Below are 15531 nucleotides of genomic sequence, written 5' to 3'. Positions count from 1 at the left end.
TCATAATTCTTAATCTTTATATCGTTTATTATAAACTTCTACTATTTCGTCGATACTGATGTCCAACAGGCGCATTGTTTCGAATGTCCCGGGTAGTACCTCTTCAAAAAAATCCTTTTTTTGCACCTTTTTTATCTGTCTTGCTGCACCGGTTTGTACAAAGTATCCCATTCCCCGTTTCGGATATATCACCTCCTCAGCCTGCATATATTCGAATGCTCGCATCACGGTGTTAGGATTGACTTGTAACTGCACACCTAAGTCTCTGACGGAAGGAATTCGTTCATCCCCTGTCCATTTTCCTGAAAGGATTTGGGTAAAACAGAAATCAACAATCTGCAAATAAATAGGTTTATTCGATTTAAAATCCATTATATCTCCTTTTCTCTTAGTTTGAAGAAACTAACGACCCATAGTCCGAATGGGAAACAAATAGCTAATATTAGCGGTAGAACCTCTGTAAATGATTCCATCCGCTGAAATGAATCGAGCCTTTCCATCTCCATAAACATCGAATATTGAGAAGCTTGGCTAAAATCTTCCATATTTCCGAATACAATCATTCCTGCTATCATAGACAATGCCTGAAAGAATATAAACACTCCTACTATTATCAGCAAAGTCTTCAGGAAAGAATAACGCTTGAAATACATATACCCGGTCAGAAAAAAAGACTGGAATGCCAGCATTTTAAGGTAGCCGCCCCATGTTACTTTATCTATGAACAACAGGCTATCGCCTATATTATTGAATACATCCATAGGTATAACAGAAAGCAACTGCACCAAAAGAAATACTATAGCAAAACATAACAGAGGGAGTAGCACTACATAATTGACAAGCATAACAAGGTACTTCTCTACTGTAGAGCCCGGTAGAATAAAGTCAAATACACTGTTGTTTTTCTGCATCCCTTTTTCGAAGAATCCGGGAGCACACGCTATTACGATATAGCAAACGGGATAAATCCCCATAAGAAAGATCTGTCCAACAGAGGCTATGAGAAAAGACAGCAATACAGAAAAAACAAAATACCCGATAATAATAAGACTAGCATATGCAAATTGGTTTTTATGAGTTAATAAATTACGTTTTTCAAGACTAATGAAGCGTTTTATGTCGAATACTGCGTTCATAGATATCAATATTTAAGCGTTGAACAAATTTTTGAATGTGGCTTTGTTGCTCACTACAGCATTGAAGAGGGCTTCGATATTCATCGTGCTTTCTTCCTTGTTATGATTCGGCGAAACGGCCACAAATCCCTGCATCGTATGCTCCCAATAGAAAGCACCCTCGGGCACGGTAGGAGTGATACTAAAGAGTAGTTTATCGGTGATTTCCTGCACCGAATTGTTCAGCAATACCTGATTACGGTCGAGGATGATGATAGGGTCTATCAGGCTTTCCAAATCGCGTACCTGATGCGTCGAAATAAGAATAATCTTTTCATCGGAGAAGGCTGCCGAAATAATCTTCCGGAACTGCGCCTTAGATGGAATATCCAATCCGTTTGTCGGCTCATCCAACAGTGTAATAGGTGTATTGAGTGCCAAAGCATATGAAATCAATGCTTTTTTCTTTTGACCAAATGAAAGTTCCGACATCTTGCGGTCGCTTTCGACATGAAATTCGTTCAAATATTGGCGGAATTGCTCGTCGCTGAAATTAGGATAGAAAGAAGCATTTACTTTTGCAAAGGTATCGATAGAAATAGCCGGTCCCTGAAATTCCTCTGGTAAGAAGAATAGCTGCTGCAACATATTCGGGTTGCGATAGCAAGCTTCGTAATCGTCGACTTTACAACTGCCCTCTCTCGGGAAACGCAAGCCACTGATGCAATGCAACAGAGTGGTCTTACCTACGCCGTTCTCACCTAACAGTCCGTATATTCCGCTTTTCATCGTGAATGATACGTTATCGAAGATAGGGCGCTTTTTGTTGTAATAAAAAGTAAAGTCCTTAATCGTTATCATGTCATATAGTTTTAGTGTATTAGTTTAATAGTACACTACAAATATAGGTGATTAATTTACACAAAAAAATATTTTCCAACTTTTTTTTAAGAAAAATTGAAAAAAAAATCAAATTTGGCTTCTAATAAGGGATTGAGAGAACGAAAAAATTATTCGTAATATTTCTTGTAGATAGCTTTGTAGGCATCAGTCTCTTTCATCTGACGAATCCAGTTGTTGAGGCTATCGAGTAGCACCGGCGAATGGTTCCGAACTGCCCATGCTTCGAAGTGGGTAAAATCGAGAGATGTAGCATAGTCTATTTCGGGGAGGGATTTGGCTAACTTTTCGGCTGTCCGTTCGTCCAATACCGAGAAATCTATATCTCCGGCAGCGACCATCATAGCCAGTTGTTCGCTCTCGTACAGCGAATCTTCGACATAATGTATACTATCGCCTATTTCGCGGGCAAGGTTCTCGATACGCAATATGGCCGGCGAGTTCTTATGAATATGCAGCGTTTTGCCTGCAAGGTCGAGGTGGCTGCGGATAGGTTCCTGCCCCTCGTTATAATCTTTGGAGCGTTGTATCAATACAAACTTATTCAGCGCAACAGGCTCGGTCATATTCAGCGAGTCTTTCAGGCGGGTTGTCACCGGAATATTGCGGGCTATAAGGTCATACTTTTCGTGCCTTAATAAAGCGATACTCTCATCCAGACTCGATTCGAGGGATATCTCTATTTTGATATCCGTGTAGGTCTGCAACAGGGATATAAGGTCATGATTGAAACCCGAAACGGTATCTTTATCTACATAATATCCTACAGGATCGTAGCTTGTCACCACGCGCAACACTCCTTCTTCTTTTATCTGCGCATAATCTCTCGGCGCCGGAGCATCTTTCGAGAAAATAAAGCAATAGATAAATACACCGACGGCAATCAGAATGGAAATGACAAGAAAAACAGCTATATATTTCCTGCTTTTAAGCATGAGGTAAGGTAGATTAATTATTGAATTTCCAGGAAAGCCCGAATTTAATACTTGCCGGATTAACCGAATAGCGATAGAGCGGGAATGTATTAGCCGATTTAGATTCGAACATACCATCGGTTGCATTGTAATACATCACAAAGAAACGGGTACGCTTTAGGTTCAGGTTCAGATAGAGTGTAGTCAGCGGAGCACCACCCAATTCCATCTTGTCCTGATTATAGAACTGCATCGTCAGCGGATCATAACCCGGAGCATGATATTTGGTATGGAAATGCGCATCGACTCCAAGCTGTAGGTCGAGCACTTTTGCAATTTTAGTCTGTAAATAAAGATTGGTATAGAAACTCCATTGAGGCAACGGAATAACATCGTCATCGGTCGATTTCTGCCAGGCTATCTGATTCTCCCAATGAAAAGCACCAAAGTCGAGCCTATGTTGGAGTTGAAGCCCCATAACCTGAACGTTTCCGCTCTTTTGCTGGGCAACGGTCATCGTATCGTAATAGATATACTCTTTAATATTTTCTACACCACCTTTTATTCTAAGATTCAGGAAGGGCACGTCTATTTCTCCACCGATAAAAGCCCGCTTAGTAGAGTTAAAGGATTCGTTCCAGCTAATATATTTACTATAAAACTTCTCCTGAAACATACTTGGGCTTACTGTTTTGATGTAAGCATTTGCCTTTGCCGAAATCTGCTTGTCCTTGAAATAAAGCATCGTCTTTACTTCGCCTTGCAACTTGAGGTCATCCCCATTCAATCTTTTTTCGGCAACAGCCTTATATTGAAGATACTTCCCTTTCGACTTAGTAAGTTCTGCACCTATTGTATAGGCATTCTCACTCTCGTGCCGATATGCACTCGGATTGTTACCTTTCAGTTGAGGATATGACGGAAGCGAATATTTACGCAAATCCACCTCTCCATAAACAGTCAGGCCGAACTTTGTCCAGCTTCTGAAACCTTCATTCATCGCAAACCCGACCGTATTCTTCAAGGAATAGTAAGACATATGGTCTTTTTGCGCTCCTGTATAACGAAGATAATCGACTTCGCCGCCATCTTCGCTATTATATTTATTAAAAAAAGAATTTTGCTGCAAGTCATCTGCCGATGATTTCATCAAGCGCCGTTGGTCGGTATAATTAAAGGTATATATAATGCTGGCGGGCGCGATATAATCTTTCTTCCGGCGGGTACGCTGGGTTGAATCATTCACTTGCACCACTTCCATATCGTCGCCTAAATCGTAACGATTGGTAACAAACAGATGGCGTCCCTGCAAACGGTTCCACACCTTCTCCATGCGGGCAGGTATTTCTTTCGATTCGCCTTTGAAGCCACTACCATCTTTCTTTGCTTCGTCAGGATTGAGAATGTAATCGTACCAAGGGGTTATCACTCGCTTTGTATCACGATCTATATAATCAGCTAACCCGCCATTCTCGGAATTATTGAAATAGTTGTTATTGAAAAAGGCATGCATCTTATATTTATCGCCGGTGTAGCTGGCATAGATATCATATGTGAATTGCTTGTTGTACAAGTATTCATAGTAGCCGTGGGAATAAAGATAATCGAAATTGACCCCGACATTCAGCCTTTTTCCAAAGTTCGACGATATCTCCGCAACCAGGCGTTCTTCGCCATCCTCATCGCCTCCTGCCGTTTGATAAAAGATATTGGAATACGGCACTTTTGTATTCAGAAAGAGATTGTCCTCCGGCTTTTTATACCAATAACTCATGCCATCGAGGAATATAAAACGGGAAGCCTCGGGACGGTTAAAGAATATCTTCGATTGAGCCGGCGCTCCGAGGTTACTCAGATATCCCACCGCAATATCTTTGCCTTCGACCAATGTCGTGCGATGGAAGTTGAGAAAACTCGTATCCCGCTCGACAGGAATTATTTCGCCCAGATTAGGCGTTACTTTCCATGCATATATTTTAGGGACTTCTACTACTTGTGGTACTGTATCTTTCGATATACTATCGGTAAGCAACTGAGGTTTCGAATGGGTATTTCTTCCGGTTGTAGTCCGGGATGAAGACGTCGGCGTAGATCGGTTCAGCGGAGACGATTCCGGCCTCCCCCGCGAAGGTCTGTTTTGAGCCGGAAGGCTCATAAATACAATGGATAATAAAAGTATTATGCTCAGACTTCTTTTCATCGCTGCAAACTTACAAAAAAAGAGCAATCCAAAATCAATGTTTTTTAAAGAATCTGCTTAAATAACTATAAATACTTCTATTTTATTGCCTGCAATTATCATAGCACACCCTTGGTGGAAGGCAGTTCATAATTGAATATATCGCGTTTCTTCGCCATCTTCAGTGCCCGTGCAAAGGCTTTGAAAATACCCTCGATTTTATGATGCTCGTTTTCTCCCTCGGCTTTGATGTTCAGATTCATTTTGGCGCTATCGCTCAACGACTTGAAGAAATGCAAAAACATTTCGGTAGGCATATCCCCTACCCTTTCGCGCTTGAATTCAGCATCCCAGACCAGCCACGGACGGCCGCCAAAATCCAGTGCCACCTGACAAAGACAATCATCCATCGGCAGGCAATAGCCATATCGCTCGATACCCCGTTTGTCGCCCAAAGCCTTGTATAGAACCTCGCCCAAAGCAATTCCCGTATCCTCGATCGTATGATGCTCATCTACATTCAAGTCGCCTTTCACCTGTATGGTCAAATCCAACCCGCCATGCTTCCCAATTTGTTCCAGCATGTGGTCGAAAAATCCCAATCCGGTCGAAATATCGCACTTTCCATTTCCATCCAGATTGAGGGCTATATATATGTCCGTTTCGGCCGTTGCGCGCTTCACTTCGGCTTTTCGTTCCCCTGCAAACAGGAACTCGGTAATTTTGTCCCAGTCTGTCGTTTGCAACACACAATACGGAAGCAGTTCTGCGGGTATGTCCATATCATCGCGCATAAAAATAGCTTTACATCCCAGATTCTTTGCCAGTTCGACATCCGTCAGACGGTCGCCGATAACGAAAGAGTGTTCCATATCGTAGTCGCCGCCCGTATACTTGCCCAGCATACCGATGCCCGGTTTTCGAGTCGGCAAGTGGTCATCAGGGAAACTGCGGTCAATCAGCACATCATCGAAGGTTATCCCCTCCCCTTTGAAGGTCTGCATCATCAGGTTATGCACGCCCCAGAAAGTCTGTTCGGGAAAAGAAGCTGTACCCAAGCCGTCCTGATTGGTTACCATCACAAACTCAAAATCCAGTTGTTGACGGATAAAATACAGGTTTCGGATAACTTTCGGGTAAAACTCCAGTTTCTCAAAACTATCTAACTGATAATCAACCGGTGGCTCTATCACTAATGTACCGTCCCTATCGATGAATAATGCTCTCTTTTTCATGTATATATAGTATTTCTAATCGTCATTGATATTCAATCCTCTTTTCTTCAAAACATAGCGGTAAAAAGAGGATTTCTCGTAATCGCCTCCTCTATTATCATAAAAATAACTGCTTTTCATCGTTCCGAAATCGAATATGATAAAGAAAAGATGCGTCTCGCGATCGTATTCTTTTCCCAACAAAATCAGCGTATTATCGTCCAACCAATAAGCCCCTTCGGCAATAGATGACGAACCGACAAACTGTATCATATAGCCCAGAGCCGTCTTGGTATTGTACAACCAAATGTTCTGGCTGTCGTCCAATCCGGTATAATATTGCTTATTTTCGTCATCATAAAAAACAATATGCTCATATAAAGGAACATAATATCGCTTATTCGGAGAATATTCGCGCAAAAGTGGTTTATATTTCAACTCTGCATCGGATAATTTCACGACAAAAAATGTTTCGTCCGTCTTTCCGTCTATCGATGCAATATGCTCGGGCATAAAGCTATGATTGGAAGATAATCTTTCAAAGTCTTTTACAGCTACTCCATAAAAGTTAGCCCAACCCAACAGCAATGGTTGAATCTTAGCTACCAGAGCGGTATCTATCGGAGGCTGCGATGCCCTACACGGCATTACCAACCCAACCAAGCACAATAGAAGAATAAAACCAGCTCTCTTTTTCATATTTCACTTGTTTATCGACTACTCGATTATCTCTATCCCCCGTTTTGCCAATACAAATGTATAATAAGATTTTCCTTCTTCGGGCTGTTCCTTCTCTAATGAATAATGGACAGCATCCTCCGTTTGCAAATTACACAGACGCAATGTAAATTTATAATTATCAACACATTCATACCCAAGCAAGACAAAGGTATTATTATCTAACCAATAAGCAGCTTCGGTGATGCTCCCCACGCCATTGAACTGAATAACAGAGCCTAACTTCTTTGACTTATCATACAGCCACACACTCTGACTATCGTCCCATCCTCCGTAATAGAGACCTGTTTCCTCATCATACTGAGCAATAAACTCATACAATGGTATACAATAATTCTTATCAGGCGAATATTCCCGCAACTTGGGTTTGTACATCAAATCGGAAGCGGGTAGCTGTGCGCAAAAAATAGATTCTTCGTATTCCTGCGGTATATAAATCCCCGAACTTCCATCCGGTTTGAACTTTCTTATATCCAAATTATAATAATCGAGCCAGTCTTTTATTTTAGGCAGCAACGCTGATATAGTTTTCTTATCTATATAAATAGTGTCATTTCCTGCCGAAGAACAGGTAAAAATCAGAGAAGCCCAAATGAGCAAAAAGACAAACGCAAAGAATCGTTTCATTGTAAATGTTGTAATGCTGTTATCAAACTCCGGTTCTCCTCCTCCGTACCCACCGTTATCCGCAGGCACCCGCCACACATAGCAACAGAATTACGGTTGCGGACAATAATCCCTTTTTCGGCCAATTTATTATATATCCCTACGGCATCGGCAACTTTTACCAAGACAAAATTGGCATCCGTCGGATATATCTTTTCCACCAACTTATTTTTCGACAATTCACCTACAAGATACGACCGTCCTTTGAGAATCGTATCAATCCACGCTTTTGTCTGCGCCGTATTATCCAACGCTTTCGAAACAAACTCCTGCGTAAGTGCATTCACGTTATACGGATATTTCACCTTATTGAACAGGCCAATAATCTCCGGCGAGGCAAAAGCCATACCCAAACGCACGGCTGCCAATCCCCATGCCTTGGAAAACGTTTGCAAGATAATGAGATTCGGGTAGTTATCCAATTCTGCCATAAGAGTTCCTTCCGAAGCAAAGTCGATATACGCCTCATCGACAACGACAATCCCATCGAAAGAAGTTATTATTTTTTCTACTTCTTTCTTATCCAGCAAATTACCTGTCGGGTTATTAGGTGAGCAAAGAAATATGATTTTCGTATTCGCATCCGTAGCTCTAAGGATTCGGTCTGCATTCAACGAAAAATCTTTATTCAACGCCACTTTCCTGTATTCCACATGATTAATATCGGCGCACACCTGATACATACCATAAGTAGGATTCATGGCTACGACATTATCGACAGCCGGCTCGCAAAAGATACGAAAAACCAAGTCGATAGGCTCGTCGCTTCCATTCCCCAGAAAAATAGATTCCGCCGCCACGCCTTTTACTTCGGCTATTTTAGCTTTCAATGTCCATTGCAAAGGGTCGGGATAGCGGTTATAATTGTCGCGCAAGGGATTTTCATTAGCATCTAAATAAACAGACGCTTCCCCTTTAAATTCGTCGCGAGCCGAAGAATAAGGTTTCAGGCTCCAGATATTCGGACGAACCAGTTGTTGTAAATCTTTCATATCTATAATAGTATTTTTTTCAACATCTCATAGTGAGGCATACCCACTTCGATAAACTCTTCGCCTTCTACATCATATCCATTTTTTTTGTAAAAGGCAACAGCTTCTTTGCGTGCATGAAGGTATATATATTTATATTGATTTTTCTTAGCTATTTCTTCTGCGAAGAACAATATCTTAGAACCAATACCTTTCCCTTGGCGAAATGATTCAACAGCCATCTGTCTCAATTGTAACGTATTATCATTCAAAGGTGTGAGGACGCAACATCCTACAATTTTATCATCTTTTACATTGCAGCAGCAAAGCAAAAAATCATTTCTTTCTTTTTTCAAATCTTCGTCCGAGAAAGAAAGTCCCCACGGTTCGCGCAATATCCTGTTCCGAAGCGCAATCATCTCTTGATGCTCCGATGTACCATATATTATTTCCTTCTCGTAAATCATTCTTTCATCCTTACCGTTACAGCATTTTTATGCGCGTAAAGTTGCTCATTTTCAGCCATTACCTCGATTGTACCGCCCAAATGGCGAATACCTTCGCGGGTTATCTCCTGAAAAGTTATTTTCTTTACAAAGCTATCCAGATTGACACCACTATATGCTTTTGCATAGCCGCTTGTCGGCAAGGTATGATTCGTACCCGAAGCATAATCGCCTGCACTTTCGGGTGTATAATTCCCCAGAAAAACCGAACCGGCATTCACTACCCTATCAGCTAACTGCAAATAGTTTTCCGTCTCTATAATCAGGTGCTCGGGCGCATATTCATTGGTCATTTCAATAATTTCTTCATCGGTATGCAGCAATATCAACTTACTGTTATCGAGTGCTTTTGTGGCAATCTCGCAACGAGGAAGCATGGCCAATTGACGATTAACCTCTTTCTCAACCTCCAGCAACAAAACTTCGTCGGTCGTTGTCAGAATAACCTGGCTATCCCCTCCATGCTCAGCCTGCGAGAGCAAGTCTGCCGCTATAAAAACAGGATTAGCCATACGGTCGGCAATCACCTGCACTTCCGAAGGACCGGCAGGCATGTCTATCGCCACATCCGTCAGGCTGACAAGCTGTTTGGCCGCCATCACATACTGGTTTCCGGGGCCGAATATCTTATACACTTTCGGCACCGATTCCGTTCCGTAGGCCATCGCAGAGATTGCCTGTGCCCCTCCGGCTTTGAATATTTTATCTACGCCCGCTTCCTTGGCTGCAAAGAGGATAGCCGGATGCACTTTTCCGTCCTTATCGGGGGGGGTGCAAAGGATAATCTCTTTCGAGCCTGCTATTTTAGCGGGAATGGCAAGCATCAGAACCGTCGAAAACAAAGGCGCTGTTCCACCCGGGATATACAATCCGACCTTCTCGATTGCAACAGCTTTTTGCCAACAAGTGACACCCGGTGAGGTTTCTATTTTCTTCGTCTCGAAAACCTGACTACGATGAAATATCTCTATGTTTCGTTTCGCCTGACGGATAGCAGTTTTCAGTTCGGACGAAACGAGCGATTCGGATGCATTGATTTCCTCTTTCGACACCAAGAGGGAAGACAGCCTTACCTTATCGAACTTTTCGGCATAATAGAAAAGGGCTTCATCTCCCCGCTCGCGGACATCATTCAACACCGCATTGACTGTCGATTGCAACGAAGATGTATCGAAATGCGGACGCTTCAAGAGGTCTGCCCATGTATCACGCACCGGATATTTGATTATCTGCATGTTATCAGCGTTTAAATTCTCTTTTCAGTAAACTGTATACAACAATATCGGTAAATTGGTTATCTACCAGTAATTCGCCGTCGCGCTCAATCCCTTCCTGCTGAAAACCAATCCGTTCGGGTATTGCACGGCTTTTTTTATTTTTCACGGCTACTTTTATTTGCACCCGATTCAGTTCTTTTTCTTCGAAAGCATAGGATAATAAGCGCAGAACGGATTTGGTCATAATACCCTTTCCTTGTGCACATTGCGACAACCAGTAACCAATTTCCGTTCGTTTGTTGCCGGCATCAGTATCCTTGAATCCGACTAACCCTACAAATTCATGTTTGTAGTAAATAACAAACTGCTCATTAATCCCGTCAATCAAGCCTTCCAAGGCTTTTTGCGTATCGCCTACTTCGTGCGTAGAATCGACAAAGGGCAACCATGTGCGCATATACTCCCGCTGACTATCAATTGCATTGAATATCAAAGGGCTATGCTCCTGCGACAAGGGTTGCAATAGTATGTCATCCGAAACCGGTATCATAAAATCATTTTTTCTATAGGTAAAACAATAATACCCTCTGCGCCAAGCGATTTCAGGCTACTAATCACAGCCCAGAACGATTCGTCGTCGATAACCGACTGCACCGAACACCAGCCTTTTGTCGCCAGAGGCGTCACAGTGGGACTTTTCATACCGGGCAAAACGCCGATTATCTCATCCAGTTTTTCTTCGGGCGCATTGAGCATGATATATTTCTTATCTGTGGCCGTTTGTACAGCTTCGATACGGAATATCAATTCGTCGAGGATTGCTTGTTTTTCTCCGGGCAAATGATTCGTTGCTATTAACAAGGCTTCGGATTGCATCACGATTTCCACTTCTTTCAGGCGGTTGCTGACCAATGTCCCGCCCGAACTGACAATGTCGAAAATAGCATCTGCCAGACCAATGCTGGGCGAGATTTCGACCGAGCCGGTAATGACATGTATTTCGGAATTGATATTCGATTGTTGCAGATATTGCTTGAGGATATGCGGATAAGAGGTGGCTATCTTTTTGCCTTCGAACCATCCGAGGTTCTGATAATCCTCATCTTTGGGGATAGCCAGCGAAAGACGACAGGTACTGAACCCTAAGCGTTTAACGATGGTAGCATCTTCGTTCTTTTCTACAAATTCGTTTTCTCCTACAATCCCTATATCGGCAACGCCTGTAGCCACAGCCTGCGGAATGTCATCGTCGCGAAGGAAAAGGACTTCTATCGGGAAACCCTTGGCGGGGACAAGCAATGTCCGCTTTTTGTTGTTTAGTTTGATTCCGGCTTCCTCCAGAAGTTCCATCGTTTCTTCGAAAAGGCGTCCTTTCGATTGTACTGCAATTCTCAATATCATAGCAACTTATTGTTGGGGGTTATACAAAAAGAGCTTACCACATCTATGGTAAGCTCCGGTATATTTTTCAGATTACAACAAAATCATTCCCTTATCACTTACCTTGGGGTAGTAATTAGTTTATGATGGTTATGTAATCTTTTATTCATATTTCAATTATTATTCTGTACAAAAATACAGCTTTATATTAAAAATCCAAACAATAAGTCATCTTTTTTTAATAATGATGGTGATTTCTATTATTTTTCTCAATCCAGTTCTTCATAAAATCCATTTCGACCTTCGAGAAATTATAGAGCTGTTCGGCAGTCAATACCGATTCCAATTTCTTATAGTATTCCTTCTGAATTTTAGCTTCCTCTACTTTGGCATCGAGAAAAGCCTGAGTAGCTCCGCGATAGCTGGCTTCGCTTTTTGCCCCGTTATGGTGTATATCTCTCGCTTTTGTACGGGCTTCTTTATTCGCCTGGAACTTTTTCGACATAAACTCGTTGAATATCGGCGCAAACGTTTTAGCTTGAGCATCCGTCAGTTTCAACTCTTTCGTAAAGTAAGTCATTCGTTCGGCCTTGAATGCATCCAAATCAAAATTGCCGCGTCCGCCTCCCTTTTGTTGGGCATTCATCGAAACCGTACCGAGTAACAGAATTGCTAATATTAATATATTTTTCATCTTATTGCCTGCTTCTATTTATTTCATTTATACATACTATCATAATAGAGCATGTCGTTATAGGCCGAGGCAATGACTTCCTCCTCCATATAATCGACCATCTCGTCTTCTGTAAAGGTTGTTGCCGCATAGTTAGTTTGCTGCACAGAACCGGAGGTAGCTCCATTATCTGCTTTATCAAAAATAAAGCCTATATAAAATACAGCTCCAATCAGTGCCGCTGCGACAGCCGTCCACGGTACATACTTTTTCCATAACGGAACCTTTTTTGCCTTCTCCTGTTGGGGCGAGGGCAATTGCTCCATTATGCTCTTATTAAAGTCCGCGAAATAATTTTCAGGAACTTTAAATGGATTTGCATTTTTGTCAAACTTTTCTAACATTTTGTTTATTTTTTTAAGAAAACCGTCAAATAGCACATTCCTATTCTTATATCTATAGACTAAAATAAAGGTAAAAGGTTTAATGCTCCTGTGACAAAAATTCTTCAATTTTTTTTACAGCATGGTGGTAAGAGGCTTTCAGAGCGCCAACCGAGGTTTCTAAAATATCCGACATTTCTTCATACTTCATTTCGTCGAAATATTTCATATTGAAAACCAAGCGTTGTTTTTCGGGCAATAGCAGGATAGCCTTTTGCAATTTCAGCTGTGCCTCGTCTCCGTCGAAATACGTATCTCCTTCGAGTTTTGCCAGCAAAAAGGTATCGGCATCGTCGATAGAGACATTATGCTGCGCCCGCTGCTTATTCAAGAAAGCAATAGCTTCGTTTATCGCTATGCGATAAAGCCACGTCGAAAGCTTCGATTCTCCCCTGAATGTATTCAATCCCCCCCATATTTTCAGAAACGTATTTTGTAGTACATCGTTGGCATCTTCGTGCTCGAGTACAATTTTACGTATCTGCCAATAAAGCGGTTCGCTATATTGAGAAACCAATCGCGAGAAAGCGTTCCGTTGCGTTTTCTCATCCAATAGTTCCTTTATCAATTTATCTTCGTCTTCTTCTTTCGACATCAATAATTCATTTATTCCGCGTCAATCTCTTCTTCTCCGAGTTCAAGTTCCGATTCCGAAGCACCCTGCCCTTTCTCGAACCACTCGATAAAATTATCTACTTTGTCCTTGTTGTTCTCCCACCACAGGAGCGACTCAGGGAAGTGCGCCACACTTACATAGCGGCAGTAGACATCAAAGTAGCCCGATTCGAGGATTTCATCATACACCGGTACAAAAAAGTTCCAAAGCAATCCGCTTTTCTTGTCGTTCTGCAACTGCCCCACCGTGAAAAATATCAGGTTGGAAGCTTCTTCGAAAAATTTATATTGCGCTACGGCATCATCCGCATCAGGTCTTTTAGCCCGGATATTTTGATATATCAACTGCCGGTTGACACCGTCTTCCGGCTGCATCTTAGGCGAATCGGCTGGGATATCGGCCGAAAGCAAATCGTACATCTCGGCAAATGCCTCTTTCGAGCGTTCTGTATTCGGTTCGAGCAGGAGAAAAAAATGAAAGGCATAGATACTCTTTATCCATTTATCCGAATCGCTCAAGGCATAGGCATACATCAGGAAAGCGCTCGCATGGGTAGCATCTATTTCAATGGCTTTTTGCAGGTGGTCGATGGCCATTTTATTGTCCCGCTTATTGAAGTAACTCAAGCCAAGGTTAAAATGTAACAAGTAGGTATCGCCGCATTTTTCCAATGCCTCGTTCAGCAATTGAATGGATTCGTCCATCTTATTTGTTTGGGCCAAAGCCGTACTCTTCACGATGTAAGCATCGGGCAGCAATGGCTCGAAATTCACATCTATCACCTTCGAACTGTATTCTATTGCTTTCGGGTAGTTTTTCAACCCCAGATATGACAACGACATCTCGTAGAGGGCGGATTTGGATTCGGGATTCATCTTGAGCGCTTCCTGATAGCGTTCTATGGCTTCCGAATATCTCCCTCTGTCGTGCAAACTCGCCCCTTCGCGAATCAATTTCTCGGAAGTAGCCTGTGCATATATAGTGGCTGAATATATGAATATAAGTAGACAGCTTAATATAATTTTCTTCATTCAGATTCTTGATAAGATTAATCTTTCTGCAACAAAAGTATAAAAATACTTTCAATTATATACGCTTTACCTCCACACCATTTAGATAAAGTTTCAAGCCCTTGGTTTAAAATATTTCCAAAATAACCATTCTTTTTTGTAACTATTTACTTTTTGTCTTCGTCAAAGATTATAGAAGAAGAGATTAAAGATAAATAATAACTTTTAAATATTAGAATTATGAAACGTTTAACATCCATCATCTTCGCTATGGCAATATCTTTTGCAACTATAGCATCGGCAGCAAACCCTTTCGATCTGGGAAATACAAAAGGAAACGGGAATATCGTAAAGAAAGAAATCAGGATTAAAGATTATCAGGAATTTTCGTTCGGCGGAAGCGCAACAATCGTTTACGAGCAAAAGGAGGATGCTAATCCTTACCTGCGAATAGAAATAGATGAGAATATTTTTCCGTTGCTGGAGGTAGAATCGCAAAACGGCAAGTTGAAAATATCGGGCAAGAATATCGCGCCTACCAAATATGTTATCTATACGAATTCCTCGTCTTTGTCATTGTTGGATTTGTCAGGCTCGGTCAATTATACGATAAAAGGGAAGTCGGTGGCAAACACTCTCACTATAAAAACGGCCGGAACAACCACTCTCAACGGAGACAATCTGACATACGAATCTATTTTAGTGCACACTGCCGGTTCGTGCAAGATAGCCTTGGGCGGCGAAACGAAAAAAATATCGTGCAACAGCAACGGAAATGGCTGCGTAAATATGATTAAATTGAAATCGGACGAGGCCAGATGTTCCACAGCCGGAAGCGGAGACATAAAAGTACATGCCGAGAAATCGTTAGAAGTAAAAATAGCCGGAAGCGGAAAAGTTGAATACAAAGGTAGTCCTGAGATTAATAAAAGAATAGCAGGCTCCGGAACTATTTTTAGAGTTAAGAGTTAAGAAGTTTTCATACCGCG

At 41.8% G+C, this 15531-nt stretch carries 18 protein-coding genes; 1 reads left to right on the top strand and 17 read right to left on the bottom strand.

Features of this window, described 5'->3' with window-relative positions:
• Positions 1-9: 9 nt before the first annotated feature.
• The 17 genes from D0T66_RS04670 to D0T66_RS04590 form a co-directional block, all read right to left on the bottom strand.
• Positions 10-372: a GntR family transcriptional regulator gene (locus D0T66_RS04670; RefSeq protein WP_163356081.1), complete on the bottom strand. Its 363-nt coding sequence runs from the start codon at positions 370-372 to the stop codon at positions 10-12.
• Positions 372-974: a hypothetical protein gene (locus D0T66_RS04665; protein ID WP_221412174.1), complete on the bottom strand. Its 603-nt coding sequence runs from the start codon at positions 972-974 to the stop codon at positions 372-374. The genes D0T66_RS04670 and D0T66_RS04665 overlap by 1 nt, the downstream gene beginning before the upstream one ends.
• 174 nt (positions 975-1148) lie before the next feature.
• Positions 1149-1976 carry an ATP-binding cassette domain-containing protein gene (locus D0T66_RS04660; protein WP_163356079.1) on the bottom strand — a complete coding sequence of 276 codons (828 nt, stop codon included), beginning with the start codon at positions 1974-1976 and terminating at the stop codon, positions 1149-1151.
• A gap of 149 nt (positions 1977-2125) precedes the next feature.
• On the bottom strand, positions 2126-2950 hold the full coding sequence (locus D0T66_RS04655; RefSeq protein WP_163356078.1) for a transporter substrate-binding domain-containing protein: 825 nt from the start codon (positions 2948-2950) through the stop codon (positions 2126-2128).
• Between the two features lie 13 nt (positions 2951-2963).
• Positions 2964-5129 carry a putative porin gene (locus D0T66_RS04650; protein WP_163356077.1) on the bottom strand — a complete coding sequence of 722 codons (2166 nt, stop codon included), beginning with the start codon at positions 5127-5129 and terminating at the stop codon, positions 2964-2966.
• 98 nt (positions 5130-5227) lie between these two features.
• Positions 5228-6343 (bottom strand): bifunctional histidinol-phosphatase/imidazoleglycerol-phosphate dehydratase HisB, encoded by a 1116-nt coding sequence (gene hisB / locus D0T66_RS04645; RefSeq protein ID WP_163356076.1) that lies wholly within the window; start codon positions 6341-6343, stop codon positions 5228-5230.
• Positions 6344-6358: 15 nt separating this feature from the next.
• Positions 6359-7021: a hypothetical protein gene (locus tag D0T66_RS04640; RefSeq protein ID WP_163356075.1), complete on the bottom strand. Its 663-nt coding sequence runs from the start codon at positions 7019-7021 to the stop codon at positions 6359-6361.
• Positions 7022-7039: 18 nt separating this feature from the next.
• Complete coding sequence (locus D0T66_RS04635) at positions 7040-7687, bottom strand: hypothetical protein (RefSeq protein ID WP_163356074.1); 648 nt, start codon at positions 7685-7687, stop codon at positions 7040-7042.
• The gene (gene hisC / locus D0T66_RS04630) at positions 7684-8718 is read right to left on the bottom strand and encodes a histidinol-phosphate transaminase (protein ID WP_163356073.1); all 1035 of its coding nucleotides are present in this window, start codon (positions 8716-8718) and stop codon (positions 7684-7686) included. Before hisC ends, D0T66_RS04635 begins: the two co-directional genes overlap by 4 nt.
• A gap of 2 nt (positions 8719-8720) precedes the next feature.
• A complete protein-coding gene (locus D0T66_RS04625) occupies positions 8721-9164 on the bottom strand; it encodes a GNAT family N-acetyltransferase (RefSeq protein ID WP_163356072.1) in 444 nt (147 codons plus the stop codon).
• Complete coding sequence (gene hisD / locus D0T66_RS04620; protein ID WP_163356071.1) at positions 9161-10438, bottom strand: histidinol dehydrogenase; 1278 nt, start codon at positions 10436-10438, stop codon at positions 9161-9163. The genes D0T66_RS04625 and hisD overlap by 4 nt, the downstream gene beginning before the upstream one ends.
• A gap of 4 nt (positions 10439-10442) precedes the next feature.
• A complete protein-coding gene (locus D0T66_RS04615; RefSeq protein ID WP_163356070.1) occupies positions 10443-10970 on the bottom strand; it encodes a GNAT family N-acetyltransferase in 528 nt (175 codons plus the stop codon).
• Positions 10967-11818: an ATP phosphoribosyltransferase gene (gene hisG, locus D0T66_RS04610; RefSeq protein ID WP_185154821.1), complete on the bottom strand. Its 852-nt coding sequence runs from the start codon at positions 11816-11818 to the stop codon at positions 10967-10969. Before hisG ends, D0T66_RS04615 begins: the two co-directional genes overlap by 4 nt.
• A gap of 220 nt (positions 11819-12038) precedes the next feature.
• A complete protein-coding gene (locus tag D0T66_RS04605; RefSeq protein WP_163356068.1) occupies positions 12039-12494 on the bottom strand; it encodes a Spy/CpxP family protein refolding chaperone in 456 nt (151 codons plus the stop codon).
• Between the two features lie 23 nt (positions 12495-12517).
• Entirely contained in the window at positions 12518-12877 is a 360-nt protein-coding gene (locus tag D0T66_RS04600) for a hypothetical protein (RefSeq protein WP_163356067.1), read from the bottom strand.
• Positions 12878-12956: 79 nt separating this feature from the next.
• Positions 12957-13511, bottom strand: a complete 555-nt coding sequence (locus D0T66_RS04595; RefSeq protein ID WP_163356066.1) for an RNA polymerase sigma factor — start codon at positions 13509-13511, stop codon at positions 12957-12959.
• Positions 13512-13522: 11 nt separating this feature from the next.
• Positions 13523-14563, bottom strand: a complete 1041-nt coding sequence (locus tag D0T66_RS04590; RefSeq protein WP_163356065.1) for a tetratricopeptide repeat protein — start codon at positions 14561-14563, stop codon at positions 13523-13525.
• A gap of 219 nt (positions 14564-14782) precedes the next feature.
• On the opposite strand from D0T66_RS04590, the gene D0T66_RS04585 reads away from it, so the two are divergent.
• Positions 14783-15514: a GIN domain-containing protein gene (locus D0T66_RS04585; RefSeq protein ID WP_163356064.1), complete on the top strand. Its 732-nt coding sequence runs from the start codon at positions 14783-14785 to the stop codon at positions 15512-15514.
• The last annotated feature ends 17 nt before the right edge of the window (positions 15515-15531 follow it).

Origin of the sequence: Dysgonomonas sp. 25 (assembly GCF_010501075.1) — a bacterium.
In the GTDB taxonomy this organism is placed as follows: domain Bacteria; phylum Bacteroidota; class Bacteroidia; order Bacteroidales; family Dysgonomonadaceae; genus Dysgonomonas.
The sequence above is the reverse complement of the archived record's forward strand: the minus strand, read 5'-3'. Positions and strand labels throughout refer to the sequence as shown.